Raw genomic sequence first — 15,538 nt, 5'->3', positions numbered from 1 at the left:
GACTATATACCCCATAGGGGTATGGGGTAAAGCCTCAGGGCGGCGGCAATCATGGTTGCGGGCTAGCCTCGGTGGGCGTGACTGAAACTCCCACGCCCCGCGACGTCGACACCCTGCTGGATCGCATCTTTGCCGGCGATGACCCGGACTTGCAGGCGGCGCTGGCCGCCAGTGCCGCGGCCGGGCTGCCGCCGATCGCCGTCTCGGCCCAGCAGGGCAAGTTCTTGAGCCTGCTGGCCACCGCAACACGCGCCACCCGCATCCTGGAGATCGGAACGCTGGGCGGCTACAGCACGATCTGGCTGGCCCGAGCCGCCGGACCGGCCGGCGCGGTGGTGACACTGGAGTACGCACCGAAGCACGCCGAGGTGGCCCGGGCCAACCTGGACCGTGCCGGTGTGGGGGAGCGGGTGCAGATCATCGTCGGCCCGGCCCTGGAAACCCTGCCGACGTTGACCGGCGAGCCGTTCGATCTGGTGTTCATCGACGCCGACAAGGAGAACAATGTCGGCTACCTGAACTGGGCGGTGCAGCTGACCCATCCCGGGTCGGTCATCGTGGTGGACAACGTGATTCGCGAAGGTGCCGTCGCCGAACCGGCGCCGGGCGATGCGACGGCACGCGGCAGCCGGGATGTGCTGGAGCTGATGGGCGAGCACCCAGGTCTGCAGGCCGCCGCGATCCAGACGGTCGGGGCCAAGGGCTGGGACGGGTTCGCCATGGCCGTGGTGCAGTAGTCGAGATCGACGCTGCCCGACCAGGCGATTCGGCGTTGCTGGCGGATCGCGGGCGAGCGTAGCCTTTCATCAGATGAGTGGGTGCGGTCGGCATGAAAATGCTTGCTGCATAGCAGAAAGGTAACGAAATGAGTACAGTCCATTCATCAATCGATCACCACCCGGATCTGTTAGCTCTGCGGGCAACATATGACAGAGCGGCCGAGTCGATGGCTGCGCAATTCACCTTCGGTCTGACCCTGTTGACGGCGGTCTATGCGGCGCTGTCACCGTGGATCGTCGGATTCGAGGGCACATCCCGGCTGACGTTCAGCAACTTCGTCGTCGGGGCGGTCGTCGCCTTCCTGACGTTCGGGCTGGCCTCGGCGCTGGACCGCACCCACGGCATGGCGTGGACGCTGCCGGTCTTCGGCGTGTGGTTCGTCATCTCCCCGTGGATCCTGCGGGACATGTCACCGACGCCCGGCATGGCCTGGTCGAACGTGGTCGCCGGCGCGCTGCTGACCGCCCTGGGCCTGATCGCCGCCTACTTCGGCAGGCGCGCCCGTCACGACACGGCCACGCCTGCGGCGTGACCAGGCCAGGTGGCCGACCGGCCGGTGGTGATGCCGGCCGGTCAGCCCGGTGCGGCGCTGTGCGGGTCGGTCCCGATGTCGCCGGGCAGCGGTGCGATTACCCGCAGACCGCTCCGATCGCCGCCGAGCCCACCAGCTTGCGGTACTTGGCCAGCACGCCGGTGGTGTAGCGCGGCGGGGGAGGCGTGAAACCCGCAGCGCGGGCGGCGAATTCATCCGGGTCGGCCACCACGTCCAACGTCGCGTTGGCCACGTCGAGGCGGATCTTGTCGCCGTCGCGCAGGAATGCCACCGGTCCGCCGTCTACCGCCTCGGGCGCGATGTGGCCGACGCACAGCCCGGTGGTGCCGCCGGAGAACCGGCCGTCGGTCAGCAGCAGCACGTCTTTGCCCAGCCCGGCGCCCTTGATCGCGCCGGTGATGGCCAGCATCTCGCGCATCCCGGGTCCGCCCTTGGGGCCCTCGTAGCGGATCACCACCGCATCGCCGGCGCTGATGGTGCCGTCTTCGAGCGCATCCAGCGCCGCCCGCTCACCGTCGAAAACCCGTGCGGTGCCCTCGAACACGTCGGTGTCGAAGCCGGCCGACTTGACGACGGCGCCCTCCGGGGCCAGCGAGCCGCGCAGGATGGTGATGCCACCGGTCGGGTGGATGGGATTGGTCAGGGCGTGCAGCACCTTACCGTCGACGATCGGGGGGTTGAGCTCGGCGATGTTCTCCGCCATCGTCTTTCCGGTGACCGTCAGGCAGTCGCCGTGCAGCAGGCCGGCGTCCAGCAGGGTCTTGAGCATGACCGGCACCCCGCCGATCTTGTCGATGTCGAACATCACGTGCTGTCCGAACGGTTTCACATCGGCCAGGTGCGGCACCTTCGCGCCCACCCGGGAGAAGTCGGCCAGGGTCAGCTCGACCTCGGCTTCGTGGGCGATCGCCAGCAGGTGCAGCACCGCGTTGGTGGACCCGCCGAAGGCCATCACCACCGCGATCGCGTTCTCGAACGCCTCCTTGGTCAAGATGTCGCGGGCGGTGATCCCGCGGCGCAGCAACTCCACCACGGCCGCCCCGCTGCGCCGCGCGTAGCCGTCGCGGCGCCGATCGGCCGACGGCGGGGAGGCGCTGCCCGGCAGCGACATACCCAGTGCTTCGGCCGCGCTGGCCATGGTGTTCGCGGTGTACATGCCGCCGCAGGCGCCCTCGCCGGGGCAGATGGACCGCTCGATCGTGTCGACGTCCTCGCGGGACATCAGCCCGCGTGAACACGCGCCGACCGCCTCGAAGGCGTCGATGATCGTCACCTCGCGCTCGGTGCCGTCGGAGAGCTTCGCGTAGCCGGGCATGGTCGAGCCCGCGTAGAGGAACACCGCGGCCAGATCCAAGCGGGCCGCGGCCATCAGCATCCCGGGCAGGGACTTGTCGCAGCCGGCCAGCAGCACCGAGCCGTCGAGCCGTTCGGCGCACATCACCGTCTCGACGCTGTCGGCGATCACCTCGCGGCTCACCAGCGAGAAGTGCATGCCCTCGTGCCCCATCGAGATGCCGTCGGAGACCGAGATGGTGCCGAACTCCAGGGGGTAGCCGCCGGCTTCGAAGACGCCTTCCTTGGCGGCTTTGGCCAACCGGTCCAGCGACAGGTTGCAGGGGGTGATCTCGTTCCAGGACGACGCCACGCCGATCTGCGGCTTGGCGAAGTCGTCGTCGCCCATGCCGACCGCCCGCAGCATCCCGCGGGCGGCGGCCCGTTCCAGGCCGTCGGTGACGTCGCGACTGCGCGGTTTGATGTCGACGGACGAGGTGTCGGTGCTCCCAGGATTCACCCGCTAAGTATGCCGGTAGGGGGTGGCCGGACCAAACGAATAAAATACCCCGCGGGGGTATGGGCTAGAGTGGGCGCATGAGGTCCGCTCTCGCCGCCGTCGTTGCGCTCGCCGTCAGCATCGCTGCCGGCGGCTGTCACCGTGCGCCGGAATCGCAGCCGGAGCCGGCCACGTCGAGTAGATCGGCGGCGGCCAACATCGGCAGCCCCGGCGACGTCGCGTTCCTGGAGAATATCGTCGTCCACCACCAGCAGGGCCTGGAGCTCACCGCCATGGTGCCGGGGCAGAGCACCGATCCGGCGCTGGTGGAGCTCGCCGGGCAGGTCGCCGCGCAGCAGCGCACCGAACTGCAGGGCTGCCAGGCGCAACTGCTGCAGTGGGAGGCGCCCGGCGTTCCGTCCGGCGGGCGCGGCGACAAGCGCGACCTTCCCGGCATGGTGGATCAGGCCACCATGGACACCTTGCGGGGCCTGCGCGGCCCGGCGTTCGACAAGCTCTGGCTGCAGTCGATGATCTCCCACCACCGCGGCGCGATCGCGATGGCGCACAACGAGATCCAACACGGCCAGAGCCCGGAGGCCATCAGCATCGCGCAGTCCCTGGCGGCGCGACAGCAGACCGAGATCGATCAGATGAACCAACAGTTGGGAACGCTATGACCACCGATGCACCCGGGTATTCAGCGGGCAAAGACAACTACGCCAAGCGGCTGCGCCGCATCGAGGGGCAGGTGCGGGGCATCGCCAAGATGATCGACGAGGACAAGTACTGCATCGACGTCCTCACCCAGATCAGCGCGGTCAACAGCGCGCTGCGGTCAGTGGCGCTCAACCTGCTCGACGAGCACCTGGTGCACTGTGTCAGCGGGGCCGTCGCCTCCGGCGGGGAGGAGGCCGACGCGAAACTCACCGAAGCGTCGGCCGCGATCGCGCGGCTGGTTCGTTCCTGACCCCCGCGCCGTTACCATGTGATCCAGCAGTTACCGGGAGCGCCATGCGCCAATACCACTCGACGCTGCCCCCATACCATGACTGTCGACACTGGAAATACCCGAACCGGTCCGTGGACGCCCCGGATCACGGCGCAGTTGGCCATCCTGGCGGCTGCCGCGTTCATCTACGCCACCGCTGAGATCCTGCCGGTCGGTGCGCTGCCCGCGATCTCGGAGGGGCTGGGCGTCAGCGAAGCGCTGGTCGGAACCCTGCTGGCCTGGTATGCGGTGGTGGCGGCGGCCACCACGATTCCGCTGGTGCGCTGGACCGCCTACTGGCCGCGCCGCCGGGTGTTGCTGCTCACCCTGGTCTGCCTGACCACTTCGCAGGTGATCTCGGCATTGGCGCCGACCTTCACCGTGCTGGCCGCCGGCCGGGCGCTGTGCGCGGTCACCCACGGCCTGATGTGGTCGGTGCTGGCGCCGATCGCCACCCGGTTGGTGCCGCCGAGTCATTCCGGCCGGGCGACCACCGCGATCTACGTGGGCACCAGCCTGGCGCTGGTGGTCGGTATCCCGCTGACCTCCGCGATGAGCCTGCTGTGGGGCTGGCGGCTGGCCGTGGTGGTGATCACCGTGGCGGCGGCCGCCATCACCGTGGCGGCCCGCCTGGCGCTGCCCGCCCTGGTGCTCAGCACCGACCAGCTGGCTCTGGTGGGGCGACACCACCACCGCAACGGGCGGCTGCTGGCGGTGAGCGCGCTGATGCTGATCGCCGTCACCGGCCACTTCATCTCCTACACGTTCATCGCGGTGATCATCGGCGAGGTGGTCGGTGTGCCGGGGGCCCGGCTGGCCTGGCTGCTGGCCGCGTTCGGCCTGGCCGGCCTGATCGCGATGCCGCCGCTGGCCAGGCCGCTGGATCACCGGCCCAAGGCGATCACCGGTGCCTGCATGGCCGCGCTGTCGGCGGCCTTCGTGGTGCTGGCCGCACTGTCGATCGGCGGGCACCACTCGACCGGTACGACGGTGGCCGGGGCGGCGGCGATCGTGCTGTGGGGCGCCATGGCGATGGCGGTGTCGCCGATGCTGCAGTCTGCGGCGATGCGCACGGCACCCGACGACCCCGACGGGGCGTCGGGGCTGTACGTGACGGCATTCCAGATCGGCATCACCGGGGGATCGCTGGCGGGGGGCCTGTTGTTCGAACGGGCCGGAACGTCGGCGATGTTGAGCGCGTCGGCGCTGCTGGCCGGCATCACGGCGGTAGGGATAGCGTCCAGCAAACGCCTGTTCGTCGTTCCCTGAGGCGCCGGGGTCGGTTACGTTCGCCACTACCCCGACGATCCAAGCCACAGGTCATCACGGTCTCGAGCGCTGTTTCGGCGCGTTTTCGGCTCGCTGCACGAGTTAGCTGGAGCTGGCCTTGTGGAACACTTGAAGCCAAGATTGTCCACCGGAGGTAAACGCATGTCGGGATGGAAGCTCGCGGGCATCGGGGCCTGGCTGTCCACCGCGGGAATGGCCACGGTGCTCACGCTGGGCTGCGGAGCGGCACTGGCCGACCCGCCGCAGCAGCCCGGCGACCCGGCGCCGGCCAACGCCGGCCCGGTCGATCCGTTCGCGCCGCCGCCCCCGCCGGAGTTACCGCCCCCGCCGGACCCGTTCGCGCCGCCTCCCCCGCCCCCGGCGGACCCGATGGCGTTTCCGCCTCCGCCGGCACCGCCCGCTGCCGGTGACCCCGTCCCAGGCGAGGCAGTGCCGGGCGAGCCGGTGCCGGGCGAGCCCGGTGTGGCACAGCCGGGCGCGGTACCGGTCGCGGCCGGGCCGGTGGCCGGGCAGAACCCGGAGCCCTTCACCGGCACCCCGCCGTTCCTGCCGCCGTCGTTCAATCCGCTCGACGGGTCCATGGTGGGCGTCGCCAAGCCGATCATCATCAACTTCCAGCGGCCGATCGCCGACAAGGCGATGGCCGAGCAGGCCATCCACATCTCCTCGAATCCGCCGGTGCCCGGCAAGTTCTATTGGATGACCCCCAGCCAGGTGCGGTGGCGTCCGTTCAACTTCTGGCCGGCCCACACCACCGTCACCATCGACGCGGCCGGCACCAAGTCGAGCTTCCGCACCGGCGACTCCCTGGTAGCCACCGCCGACGACAAGACGCACCAGATGACGATCACCCGGAACGGCAAGCTGGAGAAGACCTTCCCGATGTCCATGGGCATGTCGACCGGCGGGCACGAGACCCCCAACGGCACCTACTACGTGCTGGAGAAGTTCCCCACGGTGGTGATGGACTCCTCCACCTACGGGGTGCCGATCAACTCCACCTACGGCTACAAGGTGACCGTGCAGGACGCCGTGCGCATCGACAACAGCGGCGGCTTCGTGCACAGCGCACCGTGGTCGGTCAACGACCAGGGCAAGCGCAACGTCAGCCACGGCTGCATCAACCTGAGCCCGGCCAACGCCAAGTGGTTCTACGACAACTTCGGCAGCGGCGACCCGGTCGTGGTGAAGAACTCCGTGGGCACCTACACCAAGAACGACGGCGCCCAAGACTGGCAGATGTAGGGCCGCCCTTGCCCGCGCAGTGAAACGGGCTCAGTTCCAGATGCGCACGCGCTGGCCCGGTTCCAGGTACAGCGCGTCATCTTCGGTGACGCCGAACGCGTCGTAGAACGCGTCGATGTTGCGGATCACCCCGTTGCAGCGGAACTCCGGCGGCGAATGGGGGTCGGTCGCCAAGCGCCGGATCGCCTCGGCATCACGGGATTTGGTGCGCCACACCTGCGCCCAGCCGTAGAAGACGCGCTGCACGCCGGTCAGGCCGTCGATCACCGGCGCCTCGGCGCCGTCCAGCGACAGCTGGTAGGCGAGCAGGGCGATCGACAGGCCACCGAGGTCGCCGATGTTCTCCCCGACGGTGAACGCCCCGTTGACCCGATGCCGCTCGGCCAGCCCTCGCGGCACGAAACCGTCGTACTGGGCGATCAACGCCGCGGTGCGTGTACCGAATTCGCTGCGGTCGGCGTCGGTCCACCAGTCGACCAGGTTCCCGTCGCCGTCGTACTTTGCGCCCTGGTCGTCGAAGCCGTGGCCGATCTCGTGGCCGATCACCGCACCGATCCCGCCGTAGTTGGCGGCGTCGTCGGCGTCGGGATCGAAGAACGGCGGCTGCAGGATCGCGGCCGGGAAGACGATCTCGTTCATCCCCGGGTTGTAGTAGGCGTTGACGGTCTGCGGGGTCATGAACCACTCGTCACGATCCACCGGCGAGCCCAGCTTCGCCAGTTCACGGTCGTAGTTGACCGCATAGCCCCGCAGGACGTTGCCGTACAGGTCGCCGGGGTCGGTGACCAGCGCCGAATAGTCGCGCCAGCGCGGCGGGTAGCCGACCTTGGCGGTGAACTTGTCCAGCTTGGCCAGTGCCCGCTCGCGGGTGGCCGGCGTCATCCAATCCAGTCCGGTGATGCTCACCCGGTAGGCCTCCCGCAGGTTGGCCACCAGCGCATCGATACGGGCCTTGGCATCCGGTGGGAAATGCTTTGCCACGTAAAGCTTTCCGACGGCGTCGCCCATCATCGACTCCACCAGTGACACCCCGCGCTTCCACCGGTCGCGGATCTGCTCGGTGCCTGAGAGCCGGCGCCCGTAGAAATCGAAGTCCTCGGCGATCAGCTCATCGGTCAGGATCCCGGCGCGGCTGTGGATGAGCCGCCAGCGCGCCCAGGCCTGCCAATCGGAGAGCTCCGCGGATTCCCACAGCGCGGCGAACGCCGTGAGATAGTCGGGTTGGCGCACCACCAGTTCGGCGGCGGCCTGCCCGACGACCCCGAGCGCGCCGACCCAGCCCGCCCAGTCGAAACCGGGGGCCTCCTGTGGCAACCCGGCGAACGTGCGCAGGTTGTAGCTGAGCTCGGCGTCGCGGCGCTTCACCACGTCCCAGTGCGCGCGCGCCAGCTGAGTCTCCAGCGCGACGATGCGGGCCGCGACCTCGGCGTAGCCGCTCGGGTCTTGGCCGTAGACCAGCGCGAACATCTTGGCGATGTGCTCGGGATAGGCGGCCAGGATCTCGGCGTGCTGTTCGTCGCGGTAGTAGGACTCGTCAGGCAGTCCCAGACCCGACTGGGTCAGGTGCAGCAGGTAGCGGGTGGAGTTCTTCGAATCGGTGTCCACATACAGTCCGACGCCACCGCCGACCCCGGTGCGCTGACATGCCCCCAGCACCCGGGCCAGCCCATCGCGGTCCGCGGCGGCGTCGATCGCGGCCAGCTCGGCCAGCAACGGCTGCACGCCGCGGGCCTGCACGGTCTGCTCGTCGAGGAAGCTGGCGTACAGATCGCCGATGCGTCGTTCGTCGGTGCCGGCCGGCGCGCCCGACGCCGCGGCTTCGGTGAGCAGGTCGCGGACCTGGATCTCGGCCCGGTCGAACAGGGCGCGGAACGCGCCGTCGGTGGCGCGGTCCGGCGGCATCACGTAGCCGTCGAGCCAGCCACCGTTGACATGACCGAACAGGTCGTCCTGCGGGCGGATGGCGGTGTTGCGATAGCTGAGGTCAAGGCCGGAACGCGTCGCTGCTGAGGTCATCGTTACCCATCCTTTCACGGCGAACCGTATAGCCGTCCTGTAGCGTCACCGCCATGCCTGACGAGGAGCAGACCGACATCTCCAGGGACGCGGACGACGAAGTCGTCGAGCCCGGCGCGACCACAGCCGAGGCGGCGACCACCGAGGGCGAAGACGACGAGAAACCTGTCGCCAAGAAGGGCTCTCACGCCCACCAGGCTCCGCCGGCCAAGCCGGCCAAGGCGGCCAAGGGCGCGATGTTCTCCAGCTACGGACTGGTGTCGGCGTTCCTCGGCCTGGTCGCGGTCGCCGCGTTGGTGTTCAGTCTGATCACCTGGAACATGCACCGCGGTGACGTCGACGAGCGCTCCTACCGCAGCCGGGTGCTGCAGACCGCCGCCAGCTGGACCAGCGTGCTGATCAACCTCAACGCCGAGAACGTCGAAAAGGGGATGGCGCGCCTGCGCGACAAGACCGTCGGCGAACTCAACAGCGAGTTCGACGCGGCCTTGGCGCCCTACCGCGACGTGGTGCAGAAGATCCAGTCGCGCAGCAGCGGCCGGATCGAGGCGGTCGCCATCGAGACCGAACGCCACAACCTCGATGACCCGGCCGCCACCACCGAGCAGGCGCCGAGTCCGGGCCGCACCGACCCGGTGATGGTGATCGCCACCTCGATCGCCGAGAACGTCGGCGGCCGGCCGCAGACCGTGCACTGGGCGCTGCACCTCGACGTCAGCGACGTCGACGGGCACCTGATGATTTCCCGATTGAGGTCGATCCGATGAGCAAGCTGGGGAACCTGAAGTCCAGGTCACTGTGGCGGGTACTGGCGTTCGACATCGCTGCGCCGTTGGCCGCGGCCGGTGGTCTGCTGCTGGTCGGGCTGATGCTCGACTGGCCGCTGTGGTGGGTGTCGGCCTGTTCGGTGCTGGTGCTGCTCATCGTCGAGGGCATGGTGGTGAACTTCCTGCTGCTGCGCCGCGATGCCGTCACGGTCGGCACCGACGACGACCGGCCGGGCCTGCGGTTGGGCGTGGTCGCACTGGCCGCCACGGCGCTGGTCGCCGCGGCGGTGCTCGGATACCTGCGCTGGACGGAGCCCGACCAGGAACTGGAGGCAGACTCCGGTGAGGTGGTCAAGACCGCCGTCGCCATGGCCGAGGCCGCAGCGACGGTCTCGCCGGCCAACCCGGACGCGTCGATCGAGAAGGCGGCGACCTTCATGGTCCCCGACCGGGTCAACGCATTCCGGGAGAGCATCGGCCGGACGGCCACCGAGATGGCCAACCGCAACATCGCCGTGGATGCGCAGACGCTCAGCGCCGGTGTTGAGGCGCTCGGGCCGTCGGCGGCTCGGGTCGCCGTCGTGCTGCGCAGCGTGCAGTCGGTGGCCAACCAACAGGTCAAGCAGGCGGTGGTCCCGGTGCGGGTGACGCTGACCAAGCGCGGGGGCCAGTGGATGGTCCTGGAGATGTCACCGATCCACGCCCGCTGATCCCCGACGTCAGTTGGCGTCGGGTGTGCCGCGGGTCTGCATCTTGACGAACCGGTCCGACAGCCGGCGCATCCGGATCATCAGCGAGGCCGGCGGACTCACGGTGCCGGCAAGGTATTCGCGCAGCGTGGCGGCGGGCACCCCGACTCGGGAACAGAACTCCTCCCGGCTCAGGCCGGACCGCTCGATCAACACCCGTACGTGGCGGGCGACCTCCGCGCGTTCGTTGGCCTCCAAGTGGGCGCGGGCCCGCGTCAGCACCTCCGACAGCGCCTTGGAGATGCCGTAGGGTTCGGTGCCCTCCAGCACCTCTTCGACCTGGCGGGCGGTGCGCCCGTACGGGTCGCGTTTGAGGGCCACCACGATCTGCTGCCAGGTGGCGATGTCGCCGGTTTGCAGCGCCGAGCGGATGGCGGACGTCGGCCAGAACTCCACCGGCCGGTCGGTGTTGCCGGGCCGGGAGTCGGGTCTTGAACCGGCCCGGAGCGGCTGCGATCCACGGCGTCGGTCCGCGGCCAACGTCACCTCGCCTTCTCCAGCATCGCCACCGCAACCGCCAGGCAGCGGCCCCGGACGCGGTCCCAGTCCATGCCCGCCCCGGCCGCACCCTCGCCGGAGTCGTCCTCGTCGCGTTCGGCGGGTTCCGGGTCGGCGAGCCGACAGACCAGCTGCGTGGCCATCCATTGTCGTTCGGCTGGTTGACCAGAGTAGTACCAGTCGATGCCGCGAAGTGCCTGAGCAACGGTTTCCGGGTCCAGTACGTCGACGAGCTCGGCCAGCTCGACGTAGTCCCGGCGGCTGTTGCGCGACATCAGCAGATACCCCTTGAGGCGCAGCGTCTCAGCGCCGGTGGGGATCTGCAGCCGATCGCCGGTGGGCAGTTGGACGGCCGCGGTCTCCATCGGGCGGCGCCGGGTCAACGCCGGACCCTCGAATCCGATCTCATTGGCCACCCACGCCTCGGTTTCCAGCGCGTCGAGCGCCACCGCGAGCCGGCGCCGCCACACGGTGACCGGGTGCACCGGCCGCACCGCCTTCGGCAGCGCCCGGCCGGTGCCGCCGCGGGACGGCCAGCCGCCAGCCAGCCGGGCCAGCGCATGGCTCATGGCCTTGCCGCCGCCGGACGCTGCTGGCGCCCCGACCGGCAGGGCTTCGATCTTGCTGGTGGCGATCTCGGCCACGCCGCAGCCACGCAACGCCAGCGGGTCGCCGACGCAGACGGCGTCGGGCACCAGGTCTTTGAGCTTCGCCGCCGACTTCACCACCACCCGCAGATCGGCGCTGGGGGTGATCAGCGCGGAGATGTCGTCCGGGATCACCACCACGTCGCCCAGATCCACCGTGGGCAGTGGCTTCTCGAAGTCCACCGACGGCAGGGTCCGGGCCAGCCAGCGCGGCAGCCACCAGTTCCACTCGTCGAACATCGCCATCAGCGCCGGCACCAGCACCAGCCGCACCACGGTGGCGTCCACCGCGATCGCCACCGCGCAGGCCACCCCGAGTTCGGCGACCAGCGGCATCCCGGCGAACGCGAACCCGATGAACACCGCGATCATGATCAGCGCGGCGCTGGTGATGGTGCGCGCGCTGGAGCTGACGCCGTGGGCGACGGCGTCATGGGTGTTGCCGGACTGCAGAAAACGCTCCCGGATCCGGGTCAGCAGGAAGATCTCGTAGTCCATCGACAGGCCGAACGTCATCGCCAGCACGATCGGCGGGATGAAGCTGTCGATCGAACCGGTGGGGGCGAACCCGAGGCGCTCCAGCCACCCCCACTGGAACACCACCACCAGGCTTCCGTAGGCGGCGCCCACCGACAGCACCGTCATCACGACGCCCTTGAACGCCAGGAACACCGACTGGATCGAGATCAGCAGCATCAAGAACGCGATCAGTGCTACGAACACCAGCACCAGCGGCTCGGCCGCCGCGACCCGGTCGTCGAAGTCCTTGATCAATGCGGTCGGCCCGCCGACGTCGACTCGCACCGCTGGCGAGCCGGCCGCCGCGGGCAGGTGTTCGCGCATCCAGTCGATGGTCTCGCGTGCGGTCATGTCCTCGGGATCGACCGACAGCACCGCCGACAGCAGGCCGCTGTTGTCGTCGTTGCCGAAGACCGGCGGGGACACCGAGGCGATGTTGGGGGCCTGCGTCATCGCCCGGCGGACCGCGGCGAAGGTTTCGGCGTGCGCGGGCGCGGATGCATTGGCACCGGGAATGGTGACCAGCACCCGGATCGGCCCCAGCGCGCCGGGACCGAGAGCTTGCGCCGCGGCGGCCACCCCGCCGCGGATCTCATGGGAGGAGTCGAACTGGTGCAGCATGCTGTTGCCCTGCTCCAGGGAGAGCGCCGGCGCCGCGAGCGTCAGCAAAAACCCCGCGGCCAGCAGCGCCGACGCCCAGGGGCGGCGCATCACCGAGGCCGTCCAGCGGGTCCAGAACCGAGACTGCGCGGTCTGCGGGCTGCGTGACCAGTGCAGCAGCGCCGAGCGTTTGGCGACCGGGCGGCCGAACACGGCCAGCACCACCGGGGTGAGGCTGACCGCGGCCAGCACCGCCACCGAGACGGCCAGGATCGCCCCGGTGGCCATCGACACCAGCACCGGGGTGTTGATCAGATAGATACCGGTCAGCGAGGCCACCACGGTCAGGCCGGACAGCACCACCGCCAGCCCGGACGTCGCCATCGCCGCGTCGACGGCCTCCTGCGGCTGGCGACCGGCCCGCAGCTCCTCGCGGTAGCGCATCAGGATGAAAAGCGAGTAGTCGATCGCCAGCGCGATCCCGAACATCGACACGGTCGAGGTGACGAACACCGACATCGCGGTGAACATCGACAGCAGATAGACCAGCCCCATGGTGACGATCACCGTGCCGATCCCGAGTGCCAGCGGGATGGCGGCGGCCGCCAGCGAGCCGAACACCGCCAGCAACACGATCAGCACGATCGGCATGTTCCACTGTTCGGCTGCCGCGATGTCCTGCTTGGTCTTGGCCGACGCCGCCGCGCCGAGCGCGCCCTGCCCGATCACATACAGGCTTACCGAGCCGTTCTCGATCCGGCCGGGTTGGTTGCCGTCCACCCCCAGCTTGGCCCGCAGCTTCTTGGCGACGTCGACGGCGCCGGTGTTGTTGAAGTCCACCCGCAGCGACACCACGTAGGGCCGGTCGGGCCGTGGCGGCGGCTGGGTCTGATCGGGAATCACCGTCACGCTGGGTGTCTCCCCGGCGACGTGCTGCAGCAACGCGACGGCCTTCTTCATGTCCGGATAGGTGGCGTCGGCGCGGGGAGCCGCCACCAGGGCCAGCGGCGACGCGCCCTGATCGGGGAAGTGGTCCTCGAGCTGATACTGCACGTGCAGCGACTGCGATCCCGCCACCTCGAAGCCGCCGCCGGTGAGGTGACCGGATTGGGTGGCGGCCAGGTACAGCGCGGGGACCACAGCCAGTAGCCAACCTGTGAAGACCACCCAGCGGTATCTGCGCAGGTTGCTGCTGAAGCGCATCATGAACTGCTGGATCTCGGTTCTCCCCGCTCTCGCCCGCACTGGTGCGTTGCGTGCTGCGAGCCTACCGCAGCACGCCTGCTGCGCTGGCGGTTTCTCGTCCCCTCTGAGCTGGTCTGATGCCGTCCGGGAACCGCATTGTGATCAGGCCGACGTGTGCTCAAGTGGCGGCGGTCGGTGGATGCTGACAGGATGGCGCACGGACCTCTCGGATTGTGCCGTTGCTGCCGGGAGCATCCTCCGATACCACCCGAGCGCCTCCGCAATGTGGCGGAACCGACCGGATATCTGGCCAGTGTTAGGAGCATCCGTGACCACCACCCGTGCCGCCCTGCGGCGCAGCCTGTCGGGCGTAATCGCGGCCACCGCGCTTGGCGGCGCTGTCACCGCCACCGTGCTGGCGGTCCCGGCCACGCCCTCGGCGACCGCGTCGAAGGATCCCTGCGTGGCCAGCGAGCTCGCCCGGACGGTGGGTAAGGCCGTCACCTCGACCGGCGACTACCTCGATTCGCACCCGGACACTAACCAGGTGCTGACCGGGGCGCTGCAGCAGCAACCCGGCCCGCAGACCCTCGCGAGCCTCAAGAGCTACTTCGACGCCAACCCCAAGGTCGGGGATGACCTGGCCAAGATCACCGCGCCGGTGAAAGAGGTGAGTGACCAGTGCAAGCTGGCGGTCAACCTGCCGCAGGTGCTCGGGTTGCTGCAGCAGGCCCAGGGTGCGCTGCCCGACGGTCTGCCGGGAGCGCTACCCGGCGGCCTGCCGGGAGGGCTGCCCGGCGGCCTGCCGGTGAGTGGGCCGCCGGCCGGGGGCGTGACCCAGCCGGTGGCGGTTCGATAGCCGCGGTGTCGGCCGCGTCATCGGTGCGGAACACGAAGAAGAACACCACCCAGCCGACGGCGCTGACGAGCAGCCAGCTGATCATCCGGTAGATCAGCACCGCGGAGATGGCGTCTGGCAAGGTCATCCCGCTGGACACCAGGCCGGGCACCAACACCGCCTCGACGACCAGCAGCCCGCCCGGCATCAATGGCAGCGTTCCCGCGGCGCGCGCGGCCGCGTACGCGACGGTCAGACCCGCCACCGACGCTCGCCCGCCGGCGGCATAGGCCGCGCACGCCAGGCACGCCACGTCGGCGACCCAGTTGAACACCGACCAGCCGAAGGCCGTCGACAGTTCGCGGCGGCCCAGGCTGACCGACTCCAGCTGACCCAGCAGCCGGCGCCACGTCGCCAGGCCGGTGTCGACGGGTTTGTCGCGCACCGCATTGACCCAGCACAGCGCGCGGACACCGATGCCGTCGATCAGCTCCGGCCGTGCCGCGACCGTCTGGGCCAGCATCAGCAGCGCGACAACGCCGCCCAGGGTGAACAGCACCGAGAACGGATTGTGGCGTGCTCCGAGCAGCAAAGCACCGCCGAGCCCCAACAGTGCCAGCCCAACCGCCTGCAGCACGCCCGACATCACCAGCTGCCACGACGCCACCACCGGCGAAGCTCCCCAGCGCCGTTGCTGCCGGTACAGGAAGGTCGTCGACAGCACCGGGCCGCCGGGCAGCGTGGTCGAAAGCGAATTGGCGGCGTAGAACGCAGCCTCGGATCGCCACTGGCTGACGGGCACCCCGGCCGAGTGCAGCAGGGTGCGCTGGATCTGCGCGAAGCTGTGCATCGACGCCGCTGCCGCCAGGATCGCGCCGAACAGCCAGCGTCCATCGGCGCTGCACAGGCTGCGCCATGCGGTGGCGAGCTGATCCCATACCAGCACGACCTCGACGGTGAGCACCGCCGCGACCAGACCGAGGACCACCGGGCGCACCCAGTTGCGGGCGCCGCCGGGACGTTGCGGGGCCCGGGGTCGGACGCCGATTACGTCGTGGGACACGAAACTAGAGGTTAGCCGTGCACTGT

The 15,538-nt window shown here is 69.5% G+C and carries 13 protein-coding genes and 1 pseudogene; 9 read left to right on the top strand and 5 right to left on the bottom strand.

Features of this window, described 5'->3' with window-relative positions:
* Nucleotides 1-77 precede the first annotated feature (77 nt).
* On the top strand, nucleotides 78-737 hold the full coding sequence (locus tag A5694_RS06705) for an O-methyltransferase (RefSeq protein WP_064921057.1): 660 nt from the start codon (nucleotides 78-80) through the stop codon (nucleotides 735-737).
* 128 nt (nucleotides 738-865) lie between these two features.
* Nucleotides 866-1,312 carry an SPW repeat protein gene (locus A5694_RS06700; RefSeq protein ID WP_064921056.1) on the top strand — a complete coding sequence of 149 codons (447 nt, stop codon included), beginning with the start codon at nucleotides 866-868 and terminating at the stop codon, nucleotides 1,310-1,312.
* A 97-nt stretch (nucleotides 1,313-1,409) separates the two neighbouring features.
* Here the strand turns inward: A5694_RS06700 and ilvD are convergent, their stop codons facing one another.
* The gene (ilvD, locus tag A5694_RS06695; protein ID WP_064921055.1) at nucleotides 1,410-3,125 is read right to left on the bottom strand and encodes a dihydroxy-acid dehydratase; all 1,716 of its coding nucleotides are present in this window, start codon (nucleotides 3,123-3,125) and stop codon (nucleotides 1,410-1,412) included.
* Between the two features lie 77 nt (nucleotides 3,126-3,202).
* On the opposite strand from ilvD, the gene A5694_RS06690 reads away from it, so the two are divergent.
* The 4 genes from A5694_RS06690 to A5694_RS06675 all read left to right on the top strand — a co-directional run bounded on the left by A5694_RS06690 (nucleotide 3,203) and on the right by A5694_RS06675 (nucleotide 6,630).
* A complete protein-coding gene (locus tag A5694_RS06690) occupies nucleotides 3,203-3,784 on the top strand; it encodes a DUF305 domain-containing protein (RefSeq protein WP_064921054.1) in 582 nt (193 codons plus the stop codon).
* A complete protein-coding gene (locus A5694_RS06685) occupies nucleotides 3,781-4,074 on the top strand; it encodes a metal-sensitive transcriptional regulator (RefSeq protein WP_064921053.1) in 294 nt (97 codons plus the stop codon). The genes A5694_RS06690 and A5694_RS06685 overlap by 4 nt, the downstream gene beginning before the upstream one ends.
* A 78-nt stretch (nucleotides 4,075-4,152) precedes the next feature.
* Nucleotides 4,153-5,364: an MFS transporter gene (locus tag A5694_RS06680; protein WP_064921052.1), complete on the top strand. Its 1,212-nt coding sequence runs from the start codon at nucleotides 4,153-4,155 to the stop codon at nucleotides 5,362-5,364.
* Nucleotides 5,365-5,526: 162 nt separating this feature from the next.
* Nucleotides 5,527-6,630: a L,D-transpeptidase gene (locus A5694_RS06675; protein ID WP_064921051.1), complete on the top strand. Its 1,104-nt coding sequence runs from the start codon at nucleotides 5,527-5,529 to the stop codon at nucleotides 6,628-6,630.
* A gap of 30 nt (nucleotides 6,631-6,660) precedes the next feature.
* Here A5694_RS06675 and A5694_RS06670 read toward each other — a convergent pair whose 3' ends face one another.
* Nucleotides 6,661-8,646 (bottom strand): M13 family metallopeptidase, encoded by a 1,986-nt coding sequence (locus A5694_RS06670; RefSeq protein ID WP_064921050.1) that lies wholly within the window; start codon nucleotides 8,644-8,646, stop codon nucleotides 6,661-6,663.
* A 53-nt stretch (nucleotides 8,647-8,699) separates the two neighbouring features.
* Here A5694_RS06670 and A5694_RS06665 point away from each other — a divergent pair, with 53 nt between their 5' ends.
* Nucleotides 8,700-9,413 (top strand): hypothetical protein, encoded by a 714-nt coding sequence (locus tag A5694_RS06665; RefSeq protein WP_082952549.1) that lies wholly within the window; start codon nucleotides 8,700-8,702, stop codon nucleotides 9,411-9,413.
* Complete coding sequence (locus A5694_RS06660; protein ID WP_064921049.1) at nucleotides 9,410-10,123, top strand: hypothetical protein; 714 nt, start codon at nucleotides 9,410-9,412, stop codon at nucleotides 10,121-10,123. The genes A5694_RS06665 and A5694_RS06660 overlap by 4 nt, the downstream gene beginning before the upstream one ends.
* Before the next feature lie 9 nt (nucleotides 10,124-10,132).
* On the opposite strand, the gene A5694_RS06655 is transcribed toward A5694_RS06660, so the two are convergent.
* Together A5694_RS06655 and A5694_RS06650 are read right to left on the bottom strand one after the other, a co-directional pair.
* Nucleotides 10,133-10,648, bottom strand: coding sequence for a helix-turn-helix transcriptional regulator (locus A5694_RS06655; protein WP_064921048.1), 516 nt, complete (start codon nucleotides 10,646-10,648; stop codon nucleotides 10,133-10,135).
* Entirely contained in the window at nucleotides 10,645-13,632 is a 2,988-nt protein-coding gene (locus A5694_RS06650) for an MMPL family transporter (RefSeq protein WP_064921047.1), read from the bottom strand. The genes A5694_RS06655 and A5694_RS06650 overlap by 4 nt, the downstream gene beginning before the upstream one ends.
* On the opposite strand from A5694_RS06650, the pseudogene A5694_RS25150 reads away from it, so the two are divergent.
* Nucleotides 13,631-14,290 (top strand): annotated as a pseudogene (locus A5694_RS25150) (hemophore); the annotation flags it as partial. The gene A5694_RS06650 and the pseudogene A5694_RS25150 overlap by 2 nt on opposite strands.
* Before the next feature lie 16 nt (nucleotides 14,291-14,306).
* Here the strand turns inward: A5694_RS25150 and A5694_RS06645 are convergent.
* Nucleotides 14,307-15,497, bottom strand: coding sequence for a lysylphosphatidylglycerol synthase transmembrane domain-containing protein (locus A5694_RS06645; RefSeq protein ID WP_234787904.1), 1,191 nt, complete (start codon nucleotides 15,495-15,497; stop codon nucleotides 14,307-14,309).
* Nucleotides 15,498-15,538: the final 41 nt, after the last annotated feature.

The organism is Mycolicibacter sinensis (assembly GCF_001667945.1).
Lineage (GTDB): Bacteria > Actinomycetota > Actinomycetes > Mycobacteriales > Mycobacteriaceae > Mycobacterium > Mycobacterium sinense_B.
The sequence above is the reverse complement of the archived record's forward strand: the minus strand, read 5'-3'. Positions and strand labels throughout refer to the sequence as shown.

Coding starts and splice junctions, on each gene's coding strand:
- A5694_RS06700 (WP_064921056.1), top strand. CDS start 866: ATGAGTACAGTCCATTCATCAATCGATCACCACCCGGATCTGTTAGCT.
- A5694_RS06685 (WP_064921053.1), top strand. CDS start 3,781: ATGACCACCGATGCACCCGGGTATTCAGCGGGCAAAGACAACTACGCC.
- A5694_RS06670 (WP_064921050.1), bottom strand. CDS start 8,646: ATGACCTCAGCAGCGACGCGTTCCGGCCTTGACCTCAGCTATCGCAAC.
- A5694_RS06650 (WP_064921047.1), bottom strand. CDS start 13,632: ATGATGCGCTTCAGCAGCAACCTGCGCAGATACCGCTGGGTGGTCTTC.
- A5694_RS06660 (WP_064921049.1), top strand. CDS start 9,410: ATGAGCAAGCTGGGGAACCTGAAGTCCAGGTCACTGTGGCGGGTACTG.
- A5694_RS06690 (WP_064921054.1), top strand. CDS start 3,203: ATGAGGTCCGCTCTCGCCGCCGTCGTTGCGCTCGCCGTCAGCATCGCT.
- A5694_RS06675 (WP_064921051.1), top strand. CDS start 5,527: ATGTCGGGATGGAAGCTCGCGGGCATCGGGGCCTGGCTGTCCACCGCG.
- A5694_RS06665 (WP_082952549.1), top strand. CDS start 8,700: ATGCCTGACGAGGAGCAGACCGACATCTCCAGGGACGCGGACGACGAA.
- A5694_RS06680 (WP_064921052.1), top strand. CDS start 4,153: ATGACTGTCGACACTGGAAATACCCGAACCGGTCCGTGGACGCCCCGG.